At 45.2% G+C, this 15,817-nt stretch carries 15 protein-coding genes and 1 other annotated feature; of the genes, 5 read left to right on the forward strand and 10 right to left on the reverse strand.

The features are described from left to right. Positions 1-29 precede the first annotated feature (29 nt). Together LGO15_RS21025 and LGO15_RS21030 are read left to right on the forward strand one after the other, a co-directional pair. Positions 30-332, forward strand: coding sequence for a hypothetical protein (locus LGO15_RS21025; protein ID WP_167833555.1), 303 nt, complete (start codon positions 30-32; stop codon positions 330-332). Positions 333-605: 273 nt separating this feature from the next. After that, complete coding sequence (locus LGO15_RS21030; RefSeq protein ID WP_167833554.1) at positions 606-761, forward strand: hypothetical protein; 156 nt, start codon at positions 606-608, stop codon at positions 759-761. 59 nt (positions 762-820) lie between these two features. On the opposite strand, the gene LGO15_RS21035 is transcribed toward LGO15_RS21030, so the two are convergent. From LGO15_RS21035 to LGO15_RS21050, 4 genes are all read right to left on the reverse strand, one after another. After that, a complete protein-coding gene (locus LGO15_RS21035; protein WP_167833553.1) occupies positions 821-1,012 on the reverse strand; it encodes a hypothetical protein in 192 nt (63 codons plus the stop codon). 83 nt (positions 1,013-1,095) lie between these two features. Next, positions 1,096-2,013 carry a DUF7916 family protein gene (locus LGO15_RS21040; protein WP_226085797.1) on the reverse strand — a complete coding sequence of 306 codons (918 nt, stop codon included), beginning with the start codon at positions 2,011-2,013 and terminating at the stop codon, positions 1,096-1,098. A 97-nt stretch (positions 2,014-2,110) separates the two neighbouring features. Beyond that, the gene (gene nagE / locus LGO15_RS21045) at positions 2,111-3,487 is read right to left on the reverse strand and encodes an N-acetylglucosamine-specific PTS transporter subunit IIBC (RefSeq protein WP_226085798.1); all 1,377 of its coding nucleotides are present in this window, start codon (positions 3,485-3,487) and stop codon (positions 2,111-2,113) included. A gap of 291 nt (positions 3,488-3,778) precedes the next feature. Further along, positions 3,779-4,978, reverse strand: a complete 1,200-nt coding sequence (locus tag LGO15_RS21050; RefSeq protein WP_226085799.1) for a membrane-associated sensor domain-containing protein — start codon at positions 4,976-4,978, stop codon at positions 3,779-3,781. Positions 4,979-5,162: 184 nt separating this feature from the next. On the opposite strand from LGO15_RS21050, the gene LGO15_RS21055 reads away from it, so the two are divergent. Then, on the forward strand, positions 5,163-6,182 hold the full coding sequence (locus LGO15_RS21055) for a YeiH family protein (protein ID WP_226085800.1): 1,020 nt from the start codon (positions 5,163-5,165) through the stop codon (positions 6,180-6,182). A 103-nt stretch (positions 6,183-6,285) separates the two neighbouring features. On the opposite strand, the gene LGO15_RS21060 is transcribed toward LGO15_RS21055, so the two are convergent. The 3 genes from LGO15_RS21060 to LGO15_RS21070 form a co-directional block, all read right to left on the reverse strand. Further along, positions 6,286-6,792 carry a hypothetical protein gene (locus LGO15_RS21060; protein WP_226085801.1) on the reverse strand — a complete coding sequence of 169 codons (507 nt, stop codon included), beginning with the start codon at positions 6,790-6,792 and terminating at the stop codon, positions 6,286-6,288. A gap of 356 nt (positions 6,793-7,148) precedes the next feature. After that, positions 7,149-8,516: an FAD-binding oxidoreductase gene (locus LGO15_RS21065; RefSeq protein WP_413231358.1), complete on the reverse strand. Its 1,368-nt coding sequence runs from the start codon at positions 8,514-8,516 to the stop codon at positions 7,149-7,151. 226 nt (positions 8,517-8,742) lie between these two features. After that, positions 8,743-9,771, reverse strand: a complete 1,029-nt coding sequence (locus LGO15_RS21070) for a ThiF family adenylyltransferase (protein ID WP_413231359.1) — start codon at positions 9,769-9,771, stop codon at positions 8,743-8,745. Positions 9,772-9,916: 145 nt separating this feature from the next. Between LGO15_RS21070 and LGO15_RS21075 the strand changes: the two genes are divergently transcribed. Next, positions 9,917-11,758 carry an aldehyde ferredoxin oxidoreductase family protein gene (locus LGO15_RS21075; RefSeq protein WP_226085802.1) on the forward strand — a complete coding sequence of 614 codons (1,842 nt, stop codon included), beginning with the start codon at positions 9,917-9,919 and terminating at the stop codon, positions 11,756-11,758. 312 nt (positions 11,759-12,070) lie between these two features. On the opposite strand, the gene LGO15_RS21080 is transcribed toward LGO15_RS21075, so the two are convergent. The 3 genes from LGO15_RS21080 to LGO15_RS21090 form a co-directional block, all read right to left on the reverse strand. Next, a complete protein-coding gene (locus tag LGO15_RS21080) occupies positions 12,071-12,343 on the reverse strand; it encodes a MoaD-like domain-containing protein (protein WP_226085803.1) in 273 nt (90 codons plus the stop codon). A gap of 1 nt (position 12,344) precedes the next feature. Beyond that, positions 12,345-12,617 (reverse strand): ubiquitin-like small modifier protein 1, encoded by a 273-nt coding sequence (locus tag LGO15_RS21085; RefSeq protein WP_167833545.1) that lies wholly within the window; start codon positions 12,615-12,617, stop codon positions 12,345-12,347. Positions 12,618-12,701: 84 nt separating this feature from the next. Next, positions 12,702-13,580 (reverse strand): selenium metabolism-associated LysR family transcriptional regulator, encoded by an 879-nt coding sequence (locus tag LGO15_RS21090; RefSeq protein WP_226085804.1) that lies wholly within the window; start codon positions 13,578-13,580, stop codon positions 12,702-12,704. A 520-nt stretch (positions 13,581-14,100) separates the two neighbouring features. Continuing rightward, positions 14,101-14,344: a binding site (T-box leader), on the forward strand. A gap of 95 nt (positions 14,345-14,439) precedes the next feature. Between LGO15_RS21090 and brnQ the strand changes: the two genes are divergently transcribed. After that, the gene (gene brnQ, locus LGO15_RS21095; protein WP_226085805.1) at positions 14,440-15,771 is read left to right on the forward strand and encodes a branched-chain amino acid transport system II carrier protein; all 1,332 of its coding nucleotides are present in this window, start codon (positions 14,440-14,442) and stop codon (positions 15,769-15,771) included. Positions 15,772-15,817: the final 46 nt, after the last annotated feature.

A 15,817-nucleotide genomic window follows, 5' to 3' on the forward strand; every position in this document is an offset into this window, starting at 1 on the left:
TGGAATACATAACTAGAGGGGTGATGTCATTGAAACAAGTTAATTCACTGGTGGAAATTGTTGAAGCTGTAAAGGAAGATAGCAATGATCATAAGATTTTACTCAATCAGCACGAAACCTCGCGCTCCGCAGTCACATTGGGTGATGAAGACACAGAATCAGGAACGAGGCTCCACATGAAAGCAGTGCTGGACAATTCACTCTACTACTCAGAAGTCTTCACCGACGACACGTTGTATGAAGAAGCAAACGAACTAATACAAGAACTGAAAAGTCTCGCAGAGGTTGAATTGGTCAGCGAGGAAGAGATTGATGTGTTAATTGAAAAATGATTCAAAAGGCAGCCTTTTTTTGAGGGCTGCCTTTTTTTAATTTTCAGTGCCCGAACAAATGGTGGAAGAGCCTTAAAGGGAACGCAAACAGGATTTCAGTGCCCAAACAAATGGTGTACTCTGATGAAAGGGAACGGAAACGGGATTCAGTGTCCTAATGAGTGGTGGAAAGGCCTGAAATGGATTTGGAGTTCTAAAGTTTTTAAATTTTACATATTGCCACCCTTTAACCGGGAAAACTAGCTTTGTACTCACTTTTAAGGAGGGCTTACAATGACGAAGAAGTTCAATAAAGGCAGCAACAACCAAAATTCTCCCAAGCTTGGAAACCAGATGGCGGAGTTTTCCGGTGAATTGACAAGCGGCGACAACAGCAAGGGAAACAAGCGCAACAAAGACCAGAGCGATAAAACAGACAGACATCATTAGGATGGGCTTTTGCAAAGAGAAGCCTCCAAAAGGGAAAGCCGGCAAATCAATGCCGGCTTTTAGTCCATTTCAGTCAGGATGGCTGTCTGGTTATTCAGGTTTGCAGGGTCAATTCCATCGCTTTCGTTTTCATCGTAAAAAGCTTCTTGTAGCTTCATGTTCGCTTCTGCTGTTTCCAGTTGTTCTTTTTCTGAAACTGGGCTGGCAGGCTTTGCGTGCGAATCAATATTTACATACTTATCCTTATCCATGTTGCATCCCTCCTGAAGTTAGTATCAGCCTTGGACTTTACTTTTACCCGGATAATGGCTGATCGAACTTAAAAAATCAGGAATTATCTTTGGACAGAGGCTGCCATCCGGACATACGTATGCCGCTTGCCGCGGACGACGATCGAATAGGCCAAGATGTTCTCCGGCAAAGCGATGCCCGCTGCCCCGGCGTCCCCGATATGGTAGAGGTCGGCACCCGCCATCTTGCTGTTCAGCGCGATTTGTTTGATGGTTTGTTCATCCGCCCCCTCCTGGCTTGTACCTGTCGTCAGAATTGCGAGCGCTCCATTTTGGTGGACGAGGTCAACCAGCTTTGCCGTCTTTTCTACCGTAAAGCCTGGAACTGTGCCTGGAGATGGAATCAGGATGATGTCGGCACCTGCCTCGACAAAGCTTTGCAGAGTTTCTTCCGTCATCATCGAACTGCCCGTCTCTCCTGCGACCCCAGCTCCATGCATTTTGCCTGCAATAATCAATCCATCAGGACCGAATGCCGCTCTGGCTTTCTCAATCGACTTCGTAATCTCGGTATTGGTGACGCCTGTTTTGGGATTGCCTGTCAAGCAGACGAAATCGAAGCCAAGTTCCGTCGCTCTTTTAAGCGAAGCATCGGTAGCAAGTCTTCCTGCCGGCAGCTGTTGCAGCGCTTCAAGCTTGTCCGCCTGGAGGTCGACCGGCTCAAGGTTCAAGCCAATAGGACGGCCGACCAGCTTTTTTAATTGGGTGATCACTTCCGATGGTTCTGTTTCTGGCAAGCTTTCAATCGCAGGGTTCATCACATCGAAAAAGTTGAGCAGAATCAGGTCGGCTCCGAAGGCCGCTGCCAGTTCCGCGTTCGTCACGGCAGGATAAAGCGGCGAGAACACCCCTATCACCTCAGATAAAATCGTTCTTCCCTCCGAAGCAATGATTGCCTTTTTCAAATCCTGTCCTGTCATTTGTTCAAAATCTGATGCCGTGCAGTCAAGCAGTCGTTTCATGAAAATATCCCTCCATTTATGTAAGCTCCGTTTTCTGCTCTAAGACCTATCTGTGTAAAAAAGACCTGGCGGTGAATTGCCGCCAAGTCTGTCTTTCTTATTTCCGCTTCATTTCATTGGCCAAAAACTCCACATCGGTTCCAACAATGACTTGAAGGTCTGTTTTATTCAGTTTCAATACGCCTTTTGCACCGAGGCGTTTCAGTTCTGGTTCATTTACTTTTGCCATATCATCGACTTTCAAACGAAGGCGTGTTACGCAATTGTCGAGGTCCTTGAGATTGCCTTTGCCGCCTAATGCTGCAAGGTAATGTTCTGCAAGCTCTGCGTAATTGCCTTTTGAAGCACCGCTTTCCGAAAATTCTCCCTCTACCTCTTCTTCACGACCTGGAGTCTTGAGGTCAAGCTTGATGATCAGGAAGTAGAAAATCACGAAATACAACACTGCGTAGACAAGGCCGACACCGAGCAGCAGCAATGGCTTTTGGGCGATGCCATAGTTCAGCACAAAATCGATCGCACCTGCCGAGAACCCAAAACCATGGTGAATATCAAGCATGTAGGTAATGGACATGGCCAAACCTGTCAATACGGCGTGAATTCCATAAAGGACAGGAGAAAGGAACATGAACAAGAATTCAATAGGTTCGGTAATACCAGTCAGGAATGATGTGAAGGCTAATCCTAAAAGCGCTCCGGCAGTAGCCTTTTTGCGCTCCTTTTTCGCAGCGGCAATCATTGCGAATGCTGCAGCTGGAAGACCGAACATCATGACTGGGAAGAAACCATTCATGAAGATTCCGGCTTTCGGATCACCTGCGAAGAAACGGTTCAAGTCCCCTTTTACAATTTCCCCGGCCGCATTCGTGAATTCACCGAACTCAAACCAGACAAGTGTGTTCAGAACATGGTGAAGGCCCATTGGGATCAATAAACGATTCAAGAAACCGAATACACCTACCCCTACTGCACCTGCGCCAACAATCCATTCACCGACGTTGTTGATGCCTGCCTGGATTGGCGGCCAAACATAACCGAAAATTCCTGCTAGGACAATCATCACCAATGAAGTTATGATGGGAACAAAACGTTTTCCGCCGAAGAAACCGAGCCAGTCCGGCAGCTTAATATCATGAAAACGATTGTAGAGCAAACCGGCAATGACCCCGGATAAAATCCCGCCAAGCACCGCCATATTGATTTCCTCATTGACAGCGCCTGCCCCCTTGGTCAATACAAAGTAACCAATTGCACCAGCTAGCCCGGCCGCGCCGTGCCCATCCTTCGAAATTCCGACTGCCACACCAATCGCGAATAATAATGCAAGGTTGGCAAAAATCGCGTCACCTGCTGCAGAAATAAAAGCAATATCCAATAAGTCCGGCTGCCCAAGTCGCAGCAATAATGCAGCTGCAGGTAGAACGGCGATGGGAAGCATCAATGCCTTCCCGATTCGTTGTAAAAATCCTAGCATCGTCAACACCTCTTCCATTAAAATGATAAGCGCTTACATTTTTCAGGGAATCTTGTAGAAATTTGTAAACACATCCAGTTTAACACTTCGACTATCTAAATAACATCCTGAAAATTGACTATTTTTACTTTTCAGACTATAAAAACCGACGCTCCCTTCTTAAGCTGTCGCCCTGACAATCGGACAGGACTGATAATATAGCTTATTCGGTTTTTTTTATAAAATTCCATTCAGCGATAGAGGACTTTGAAGACATGAAAAAACCTGCATTCCTGCAGGTTATTGTTACTCTTATAAAGCCTTTGTAATTCGTGAGCAGCGGTCCAGCCGTGAATACCTGACAATACCCATGACGGCTCCGGCAATCTCCACTACCTCACCATTGTTCATCACAGGCATGAGGGAAATAGCGTATGTATTTCCGCCAATTTCGATTTCAAAAACAATCTTCTCATTATTTTTCCAGACACAGTCATAGTACTTTTCGACTCTTCCCGCCTTTTCGGGCAGGAATTCCCCAATCGTCTTGCCATTGATTTCATTCGGGGTGAAGCCTAGGTCATCCAACAGCCCGCCTCCAACAATGTGGTGGATGAAATCATTTCCCTGCTTTGACAGCTTGAAAATGATCCCATAGTGACTCTGAATCATTTCTTCGGTCTGCCTCCATATCTTTTCAGAAGGATCCTTCAGGAAGCTGTCATCCGCAAGCGTTGAGAAGTAGAAGCCCCTCATGATGAAAAAGTAGCCAAGCGCCTTGTATAGATGACCAGTAAAATTGTCGATATCATAGACGCTCTGGTAAATCGTGAACACAAGCTCGGACAGGAACAGGAATGTAAATGCCAGACCTACGTATAAGTGCTGGCCGTTTTTACCTTCATTATAAAAGTAAAGCGATATGACAATGGAGATGAAATGAAGGAAACTGACACCGTACTCGATGAGATTTTTCAATATGGTGGTCCCTTTGCCTTCAATGACTAGCAGCGGAAGGCTTTGTTCATACTTAAAAAACAAGAACATCAGGATAGCTATGATCGCCATGCAAATGGCAAGACAGCTTCGTCTCCGATCCTTCTGCAGCCTGCGTTCCGGCAGGACAAGGACAAGCACCATCATCAATGATTCGATGATACGCGCTGAAACCCAGAACCATGTTGCCTTCGCGATCGAACTTTCAGTTATGAAAAAGGGCATGCCTTTGAATGTCAGTGTGTGCAATAAATCGAGCGTCCCGACAATGAAAAATAAAAAGCTCAGCAACAGGATTCTTCGCGATTTCGAGAAGCCAAATACTTTCCAACCGTATGCAAAGATCGAAAAAGAAACAGCAATACTGAAAAATTCCAGAATCGTATGGATGGCCAGATAGTTTTCAGGATTCAAATAAGAGGAAAGGTCAGCATGATAGAGATGGATCAGCATCAAAAGCATGACCGCCGCTACAATATAAAAAAGAAACCTTCCCTCCGACATGCTCTTACCCATTTTGCCCACCTGCTTAGGGAGAATATAGTTACCTTAATTATAAGCACCATCGATACCCCCTGCTCTGCGTACATATAACTGTTTTGTGAATATTGACAATTCAAGTCAAATACATACATGGGTTTTGCTATTTTTCTTTTATTCGGTAAAGTGGTAGTTAGATATTTTTGAAGGACGTGTAATCATGAAAATAAAAGAACTTTTACCTCGCTATAGCTTGCCAGTCTTCAAAGGCATTGCGTTAACCCTGGTTCTGGCATTGGCTGCTCGCATGATCGCAGGCCTTCCATTCTTCGCGATTATGGGCCAGCTTGTCATCGCCATCATATTCGGAATGCTATGGCGGGCCTCTATTGGAGTGAACAGCGGACTCTTGGAAGGTGCCTCCTATTCCAGCAAAAAACTGCTTCGCCTTGGAATCATCTTGCTCGGATTCAGGCTGAATCTTTACGATATTTATAATGCCGGAACGACGGTATTTTTTATCGCATTCGCGAATCTAACCTTTGCCTTGCTGGTCGTCTATTTGCTGAGCCGGATGTTCAAGGTCGAAAAAAGGCTTGGCATCCTGACTGCCTGCGGAACAGCGATTTGCGGAGCGGCAGCTGTCGTTGCTATAGCACCGGTCATCAAGGCAAATGAAAAAGAGACGGCCGTTGGGGCAGCAAATGTTGCTGTGCTTGGAACGACTTTCACCATCCTTTATACTTTGATCTTCTCGTATCTTGACTTTAATGCGCTGGAATACGGTGTTTTTGCGGGCGGTACCCTGCATGAAATCGCCCATGTCGTCGCTGCAGCCGACCCGGCTGGCCAGGCCGCGCTCGACCTTGCCATTATTGTAAAATTGACCAGGGTTGCCTTGCTGGTACCGGTTGCGATCTTAATAGGATACCTGATCCAAAGGAAGGAAAGCAGTGATGCCGGTCAAAAAATGACGCTCGCAAACCTCCCGATCCCCTGGTTCATCCTTGGATTCCTTGCGGTTAGTGCGTTTAATACTTTAGGAGTTGTCAGCGATAGTGCTGCTTCAGCACTCGTAAGCCTCGCCTATTTGCTGATCGGCATGGCAATGGCAGGACTCGGGTTGAATGTCGACTTTAAATCATTCAAGCAAATGGGCGGAAAGGCCTTGTCGGCTGGTTTGGCTGGATCTGTGCTGCTTTCGTTGTTTGGGTATTTGTTAGTTCGGATTTTTGTCTAGTTGTCCTCTATTTAAAATAGGCCATCCGTTGATGGCCTATTTTTTAAGGATTTTTTTATCAAATCAATCAAGACTTTAACTATTCCACTCGCATACTCTGTTTTCATCTGACTCTCTCCAAAATTACTCCTGTGACCTTATTTTCATAACATATAAATTCTATGTTCATGTTTTTTTCCTTATCAAAATATCCGATGATCCTGGCACCTTGTTCAAATCTTTCGTAGTAATCTTCACCATATGAATGTTGCACATTCTCTGCAGCATCACCAATTTTTATTTTTTTGGCAGTTTGAAACTTCCGATTGAAATAATAGCGATTAACCTGTTGTTTAATGACTCCAAATTCTATCCCATCGTAAGTCAGATATTTTGCATTTTCTATTTCTGTGACTTCATTTGGTGATCCGAAAATATTCATTATCTCTTTTTCGTTAGAACTTAATGAGATAGATTTAACATTTTCTTCTGATAGATCAACACTTTTCGCGCTGCTGTAAAAGTCCATTTTGTCTTTGGAAAAGGGATCGCATGCTGTTAACAATATAATGGTAATTGCAATAAAACTAAGTATTCTAGGTCTCATATACTTTTCACTGCTCCTCATCATATAAAGTAATCCTATGTACATAGGATTACTATGTATAAGAGTATACCTATTCGTTTATTTTTTCAACATTATTTTCCAATAGAAGCATTAAATTTAATGAACATCCATTTAACTCTAAAAAAAAGCAGCTGCCTTGCTGCTTCATTAATGCCTATAAAACATCCCATTGATGATATTGAGAAGCTCGTTTGGATGACGCTCCTCCCGCTCGTTAGCGTACAAATAATGCACTAGTTCATAAAGTTTTATCTGAAGATTTTCCATTTTATCGGTATTTTTTCACCAAATCGAGAGTCTTCAACAATTTTCGTAGAGAAAGATAAAAAGCGGGGCACTGGCCGCCGCTTTCAATCCTGCTAATCTATAAAAATCTTCCCAGGGTTCAGGATTCCGTTCGGATCAAGCGTTTTCTTGATTGATTTCATGACTTCATAAGCAGCGCCGTGCTCGAGTCGCTGGTATTTTGCTTTGCCAAGACCGACACCATGTTCGCCGGTGCAGGTGCCGCCTCGCTTCAGGGCATAATGGACGATTTCTTCATTAATCCGTTCGCCATCTTTTACTTCCTCAGGATTTTCCTTGTCGATCAGCAGCAACACGTGATAGTTGCCGTCGCCGACATGGCCAACGATCGAGCCTTCAATGGAAGATGCATCAATGAGCTCGCGGGTATGCAGAATCGCACCGGTTAATTCAGATATCGGTACACTAACATCCGTCAACATGATGCTTTTCTTGCCGGCTGTGTGTTTATAGGCGTACAAAAGATTATGTCTTGCTTCCCAAAGCTGGTTGCGTGCTTTTGAGTCCGCCTCAAATTGGAAGTTGTAGCATCCGTGATCCTTTAAGATCTCAGTAGCAAACTCCACATCCTGAGCCAGTCCTGCCTCGTTGCCGTGGAATTCCATGAACAGCGTCGTACTTTCCTCGTACTTCGTTTCCATGTATTGATTTACTTTTTTCACCGACTGCGCATCAACGAATTCAATCCGGGCCACCGGTATGCCTCCCGCTAAAATGCCAACCACGGCATCAACAGCCTTTTTCACAGATGGAAAAACGGCCCGGGCTGCGGTAACTGCCTCTGGAATGCCATATACCTTCAGCGTAAGCTCCGTGATGACCCCAAGCGTACCTTCCGAGCCGACAAACATGCCGTTCAGGTGGATACCTGAAGAAGACTTGGCGGCCAGGCTGCCGGTATGGATGATGTCACCGTTCGCCAACACCACCTCAAGATCCCTGACCTGGTCGCGCATGATGCCGTACCGCACTGAAGTTGTGCCGCTTGCATTCGTAGCGGCCATCCCGCCAAGCGTCGCATCCGCTCCAGGATCGACGGTAAAAAACAAGCCATACTTTTTCAGTTCCTTATTCAGGATCGACCTTGTGACTCCGGGCTGTACTTTTACTAGGAAGTCGCTTTCCTTCACTTCCAGGACCGCATTCATTTGCGAAAGGTCTAACGAAATCCCCCCGTTCACCGGAATGACATGCCCTTCCAGACTCGTCCCCAAGCCAAAGGGTACGACAGGAATTTTCCGCTCGTTCGCAAATTTCAATACCTTGCTGACATCTTCTTTGCTCCGGGGAAAAACCACGACATCTGGCAGGCGTGGTTCATGATAAGACTCATCCCGGCTGTGAAGCTCCAAAACCGTTTCATTAATCGTTACCAGCTCTTCATCTATGACTCTCTTTAATTCATCTATGTAGCCTGCCAAGTCAATCTCCCCTTTTAAAAAAATGTTATGAACCCAGGTTTCTCGCTTTACTCTTACACGATCATAAGTCAGGTACACAGGAATCTTGCATAATATGATATTGCTTTTACACTATCGTCCATTAGGAACCCAGGTATCTTGCACAACAGGATATTGCTTTTACACTATCGGCCATTAGCAACCAAGTATCTTGCATAATAGGATTTTGCTTTTACTGTATCATCCGTTAGGAACCCAGGTATCTTGCATAATAGGATTTTGCTTTTACTGTATCATCTGTGCCATGGACGAGCACCCTCCCATCCTGGAAAATGACCATGGTGATATCTTCATCCGGCATGAAGCGGAGCAAAAATGGATTGCCTTTGACCTCACCATTATTTTTCAGGCGGCCGGCGAGCTTCTCCAGGTCCTGTTTCGTTTTTTGCCGCGGGTTAATCTGGATGGTGTTCCGTCCGCATAAGGATGCATAGTTAATTTGCTGGTGTGAGGAGCGGTCCAAGAATTCGTAATTGTGGTGAACGCATGCCGGGCATTCTGGATTGCGTCCCTGGCTGACGTCCATCTGCAAAAAGGAGTTGTACCAAATATCCATCTGCTCAAGATTCGGGTTCGACTCTGCCCCCACAAGCAGCTTGAGTGCTTCGACCGCTTCAAAGGATCCAATAATATCCGTAATCGGCGAAAGGACCCCGATGCTGTCGCATGTCTCACCCAACCCAGCAGGAACCGATGGGAACAAGCATCTGTAGCAAGGTGTTTCCCCCGGTTTGATGGCAGCGAACATCCCTCTTGAGCTGACAGCACCCCCATACACCCACGGAATTCCGTGCTTGACGGCAACATCATTTATTAGATAGCGGGCCATGAAGTTATCGGTTCCATCGACAATCACATCAAAGCCTGCAAGCAGGTCCTCGGCGTTGTCGAGCGTTAAATCTGCAATAACTGCCTCCACTTTTACTTCTGAATTGATCTTTTTCAGCTTTTTCTCAGCGGCGATGACCTTCGGCAGGTTTTCACGAGCATCATCCTCATCATAGAGAGTCTGGCGCTGGAGGTTGGAAAGCTCTACAAGGTCACGGTCAATGATGCGCACATGCCCGACACCTGACCGGACCAAGTGATTCGAAATAACCGTCCCCAATGCTCCCATCCCGACAATGACGGCCGAGCTGTTCAATAGTTTCTCTTGTCCTTCACTGCCGACCGGCTTGAATAAAATCTGCCTTGAATAACGCTCCATATCTTTCATTCAGATCCCCTCATTTCTATTTTATTATATCTTTAAATAAAGCTTTTTTTTAGGCTGAATTTTCACTATACTTAAGATTAAGAGGAAACTAGGCCTCTTGTATTATTTTTTATCCATACTAAATGAAAGAGGTGGATTAGTTAAGATGAATTTTGGGGGATTTAAAAACAAAGAAGTCGTAGTTGACTTGTCAAATGGCACTGTCGATTACAGAGGCATCAATGAAGACGACGTGAAAAAGTATGTCGGCGGCCGCGGTCTCGGAGTTAAGTACGTTCTTGACAATGGACCTGAAGTAGAGCCTTTGTCAGAAGAAAACATCCTGTGCATCATGACGGGACCTGTAACAGGTTCACGTTCTTCAATGAGCGGACGTCTGGCAGTCGTGACGAAGTCTCCATTGACTGGCACGGTTACTGACTCACACATGGGCGGATGGACAGCTGCTCGTTTGAAGTGGGCTGGAATCGACAACGTGATTTTCAAAGGCAAGAGCGACAAGCCTGTGTACCTTTATATCGAAGATGGCAAGGCAGAGATCCGCGACGCTTCTCAATTGTGGGGATTGAGCACGCGTGCGACTGTGCAGGCTATGAAAGACGCTCATGGCGAAGAAAACCTTAGCGTCATGACAATCGGCCAGGCTGGCGAAAACGGCGTACGTTTTGCTGGTTTCATGAACGAGCATGACCGCTCTGCAGGACGCGGCGGAACTGGTGCGGTTGCAGGTTTCAAGAAATTGAAGGCAATCGTCATCAAGGCAGCGCAAAAAGGCAATATGCCTGAACCTGCTCAGAAAGATGATTACAATCAGGCTAACAAGAAAGCGGTAAAAGCAATTCTTGAAGGCGGCTTGACTGCTCCTAACAAAGGCGGATTGTCCGTATACGGAACAAACGTCCTTACTAACTTGATCAATGAAGTGGGAGCGCTTCCAACTCGCAACTCTCAATTGACACACTGGGATGAGGCTGAAAAGCACTCTGGTGAGTGGGTAAACGAGCACCTGCTTGTTGCCAACAACACATGCCACGCTTGCCCGGTCGGCTGTAAAATTGAAGTTGAAGTCAAGGAAGGCAAATATAAGACTCGCGTAGAAAGCTTTGAGTTCGAATCTGCATGGGCACTTGGTGCAAACAGCGGATTGAGCGACTCTGAAGCAATCGCATACTTAATCGACATCTGTAACGAATACGGCATGGATACAATCGAGCTTGGCCACGCCATCTCTGTCACAATGGAAGCCTATGAAAAAGGCATCGTTGACGAGAAGCTTGATTGGGGCGACGCTGACGGCATGATCGAAATCGCTCGCAAAATCGCATTCCGTGAAGGCTTCGGCGGCATCCTTGCTGAAGGTCCTGCACGTGCGACTGCTGCATGGGGCGTTCCTGAACTGTCTATGTCAGTTAAAGGCCAATCTATCCCAGCTTACGATCCACGTGGTATCCAGGGAATCGGCCTTGGCTATGCGACAAGTAACCGTGGTGCCTGCCACCTTCGCGGCTACACAATCGCATCTGAAATCGCCGGCATTCCTGAGCCAACAGACCGTACAGTAGCAGAAGGAAAAGCGGAGCTTCTGAATGTATTCCAGAACCTGCTTTCATTCTCTGACTCTATGAATATCTGTAAATTCTCTTCTTTCTCTGAAAATGCAGAGCATTATGCTGAGCAATACAGCACAATGACAGGCATTCCAATGACAGCAGATGATGTCATGCTTGCAGGGGAAAGAATTTACAACCTTGAGCGTTACTACAACAACCTAGCTGGCTTCAACAAGCGTGAGGACGACTTCCTGCCAAAACGCTTTACTGAAGAAGGCGCATCAGGCAACAGTGAAGGCCTCGTTTCTCGCATGGATATCATGCTTGATGACTACTATAATGTCCGCGGCTGGAAAGATGGCGTTGTTACGGAAGAAAAACTTCGCGAACTGGGTATCATTGGAGAAGAAACAACTCCAGCTACAGAAGAAGTTTAATATTCTTGCAGAGAACCAGGCGATTTGCCTGGTTTTCGTTTTTATTGGACGCAAATGTGTTGCCAGAAAATCTTTTAAGCGGAAATTTCATTTTTTAAAGTGAGCATTTTATTTTTATAGCCAGTTTTCATTTTTATAGCGACTTTTTCGTTTTTATAGCGACTTTTCTGTTTATATAGCGACTTTTTCATTTTTATAGCGACTTTTCTGTTTATATAGTAACTTTTTCATTTTTATAGCGAACTGGAAAAAACAGCTGATTTTTTTACAGTAAAAATAAAAGGTTCCGGCATGTAGATGCCGAAACCTCTGCTACCCGCCAACCCGGGTTGTTTTATAACGGTAATTTTTGATCAGCTGCTCGAGTTCTTCCAGGCTTTCCGCTTCAAACCGGATATGTACGGCATTGACAATGAATGTTTTCGTAAAAGCAAGCTCATCCTCGCTTAAAATTTCCGCTCTCCAGCTGTCTCCTTCATAGACGAACGGGAAGGAGTCGGTCACGAGCGTGCCGCCCAGCTCTTCAAAATACATGCCAAGATGGTCCCTGTTGATTCCGCGGAATTCTAGTATTCTATCTACCATATCAGCCACCGGCAACCGGTGGGAACAGCGCGAACTGGTCGGTTTCTTTTACATTCGTTTCAAGTTCCTGATCATGGACGATATTACGGCCATTGATATAAACGTGTACAAATGGCTTGAGCGTCTTTTCTTCTGTGAAAATTTCTTCGTGCAAATCCGGGAACATTTCGCACATTTTATCAAGCACATCCATTACCCGGTCTCCATCAGGCTTCACTTCGACTGTCACGCCTCCGCAAATATCCCTGAGATTAGCAAATACCTTAACCTGCATCCAAAACGCCCCTTTCTCCTAACATTAATAATAAATTGAAAAATGAAAAATGTCATTAGCTCTTTCAGTCCGAACTCTTCTCTTTTAATCGACTATATCTGAAAACTGTCTGATAATCGGCCGATTTTCAGCATCTGAATGAGTCACGAGACAAAATTCACGCTCGTATGGCTCAAATGTATCGACAATCATAATGCGGCCGGCTTTTTGTGCAGGCATAGCTGCCAACCTGGAAATAAAACTGATGCCGAGTCCTGCTTCAACCGCAGCGATTAAGGATTCTGTGCTTCCGATTGATACAGCAACTGTCAAATCTTCAAATGACAGGCCTTTTTCTGCCAAGAAATGCTCCATCATTTTGCGCGTTCCCGATCCTTCTTCACGGAGGACGAAATCATATTGTTGAATTTGTGAAAAATCAGCTGATGCCTCTTGAACTAATGGATGGTCAACAGGTGTGACTAACACCAACGAATCCAGGGCAACCGGTTTGCTTCTTAACAATCGGGATTCGACCTTCATCCCAATAATTGCAGCATCAATTTGATGGTTCTGCAGTTTCTCAAGTATTTTTTTCGAATCGCCGATTTCGATTTTGACATCCACCTTTGGAAAAAGTCTGCGGAATTTTTTAATCCAGTCGGGAAGCAAATAGGTTCCAGGTATGGTACTCGCCCCAATCGTCAGTGTCCCAGTGAGGGTTCCATGGAATTCACCCAGTTCGCCCTCCAATGTCCTCCACCGGTTGGCGATGTCCTTTGCGGCTGTATAAACCACCATTCCTGCAGACGTCGGCCTGATTCCTGACAAGCCCCTGTCAAGCAGTTCAAACCCGAGCTCATCTTCCAGGCTTTTGACTTTCAGGCTGACAGAAGGCTGTGAGCTTTTTAGTACAGCTGCTGCTTCGGAAAAACTATTCTTTTCGACAACCATGATGAATGCCTCTAGCTTTTTTAGATTCATGATATTTCTCCAATTCTAGACCTATATAACTCAATATTAATACGAACTGTACTGATTTGGACAATATATTTTCCTTTTAAATGGTTTTAATAGACATTTTAGGGAGAGCCATGCTTTAAAATGTCCATTAAACGGGAGTTCTTAGACATTTCAACAGATGCACGGCTTCAAAATGTCTATTAAACGGGGGTTCTTAGACATTTCAGCAGATGTACGGCTTCAAAATGTCTATTAAACGGGACTTCTTAGACAATTCAGCAGATGCACGGAGTCAAAATGTACATTAAACGGGAGTTCTTAGACATTTCAGCAGGTGCACGGCTTTAAAATGTCCATTAAACGGGAGTTCTTAGACATTTCAGCAGGTGCACGGCTTCAAAATGGTTATAAAACGGATTTTCCAGACATAATGAGGAGTGATAAGCTTCAGAATGTCTATTGAAAAAATTTCCTTGTTATTAGTATTGACATAATATTATCTGAATATTATCATAGTTCATGTAAATATATTTTACAATAATAAAAATCGATGACGAGAACACGTCCTTTATGGAACCTGATCCCCAGAGAGCCGGTGGTTTGCTGCAAGCCGGTGTTCAGATTATAGAGGAACATCATCTCCGAGATGCAGAGCTGAAACTTTGTTGCAGTAAGCTTTTGCCGGCTTGTCCGCCGTTAAATGGAACACGTATGATGGTACGTTGATGAGAGCCGCATGTTTGTGCGGAATCAGGGTGGTAACGCGAGCGCAACTCGTCCCTATTTCAGGGGCGAGTTTTTTGTTTTTCATTGTATAACATTCCGTTCCGAATTTCCTATACTCTCAGTGCCAGAACATTATATTAGGAGGAGAAAAAGGATGGGAAGCTTAAGGAGTAAAGAAACACTCACAATCGGTCTAATGTTATTTGCATTATTTTTTGGAGCAGGGAATCTAATTTTCCCGCCGTTTTTAGGACAGGAAGCTGGAGCGAACTTTTGGCCAGCGATGCTTGGTTTTGTTGTAACCGGAGTGGGGTTGCCATTACTGACGGTTGTTGTCATTTCAATGGCTAAGGATGGCATAAAGGAAATCGGGTCAAAAGTTCACCCTGTATTTGCAGTGATTTTCAGCGCTGCTGTTTATCTATCGATTGGGCCGTTCTTCGGTATTCCTAGAAGCGCAAACGTTGCTTTTGAAATGTCTGTCAAGCCGTTCCTTGGGGAATCAGGATCAAATCCCCTGCTGCTTTTACTGTTTACATTAATCTTTTTCTCACTTGTTTACTGGGTTACGTTAAATCCTTCAAAAATGGTTGAACGGATCGGGAGCATCCTGACTCCTGTTTTGCTTGTCGCTATCGTCATGCTGGTAATTGGAAGCTTTTTCAAACTGGATGGATCGTTTGGGGAGGTATCTGAAAAGTATGCGGCAGCACCATTTGCTACAGGCTTCCTTGAAGGATACCTGACGATGGATACGATTGCCGCATTGGCCTTCGGGATCATTGTCGTTGGGGCTATCCAGCAGAAAAAAGAGCTGGAACGCAGGCAGGTTGTAAGGGAAACATTGAAAGCTGGCGTAATCGCTGGCATCGGATTGGCTTTTGTATATGTAACTGTCGGCCTTCTTGGTGCAAAAATGGCATCGGTTGGTGAATACGAAAATGGTGGTGCGATTTTAACAGAATCAGCTAAGCAGATGTTCGGGGAACCTGGCATGCTGCTGCTCGGCTTGATTGTAACACTCGCCTGCTTCACAACGGCAGTTGGCCTTGTAGCGGCGACAAGCCAATTTTTCGCAAAGACCATGCCTAAGGCTTCTTATAAGACTTACACACTCGTTGTCACATTGGTCAGTTTATTAATCGCGAATCTTGGCCTTAACCAGATTATTTCGATATCAGTACCGGTGTTGATCGTTCTTTATCCAATCACAATCGTGCTTGTCATCCTGAGCTTCCTTGACCGTTTCTTCAAGGGAGCACGCGGAGTCTATGTTGGAGCAGTGTTTGCAACAGCACTTGTAAGCATAGTAGACGGTTTCAAGACCTTCGGAGTTGAATCAGAAGCACTCGGAGCACTACTAACATCATTGCCGCTATATGCAGAGGGACTCGGCTGGCTTCTGCCTGCACTTGTCGGCGCGCTAGCCGGTTGGGCTTTTGACAGGATGGTTCCATCTAAGGGGTTAAAGGCTGCTTCAGAGTAAAATAAAAAAAGCGGACCGGGCATGAAGAATGCCCGGTCCGTTATTG

The sequence above is a fragment of the Mesobacillus sp. S13 genome (assembly GCF_020422885.1).
Lineage (GTDB): Bacteria > Bacillota > Bacilli > Bacillales > Cytobacillaceae > Mesobacillus > Mesobacillus selenatarsenatis_A.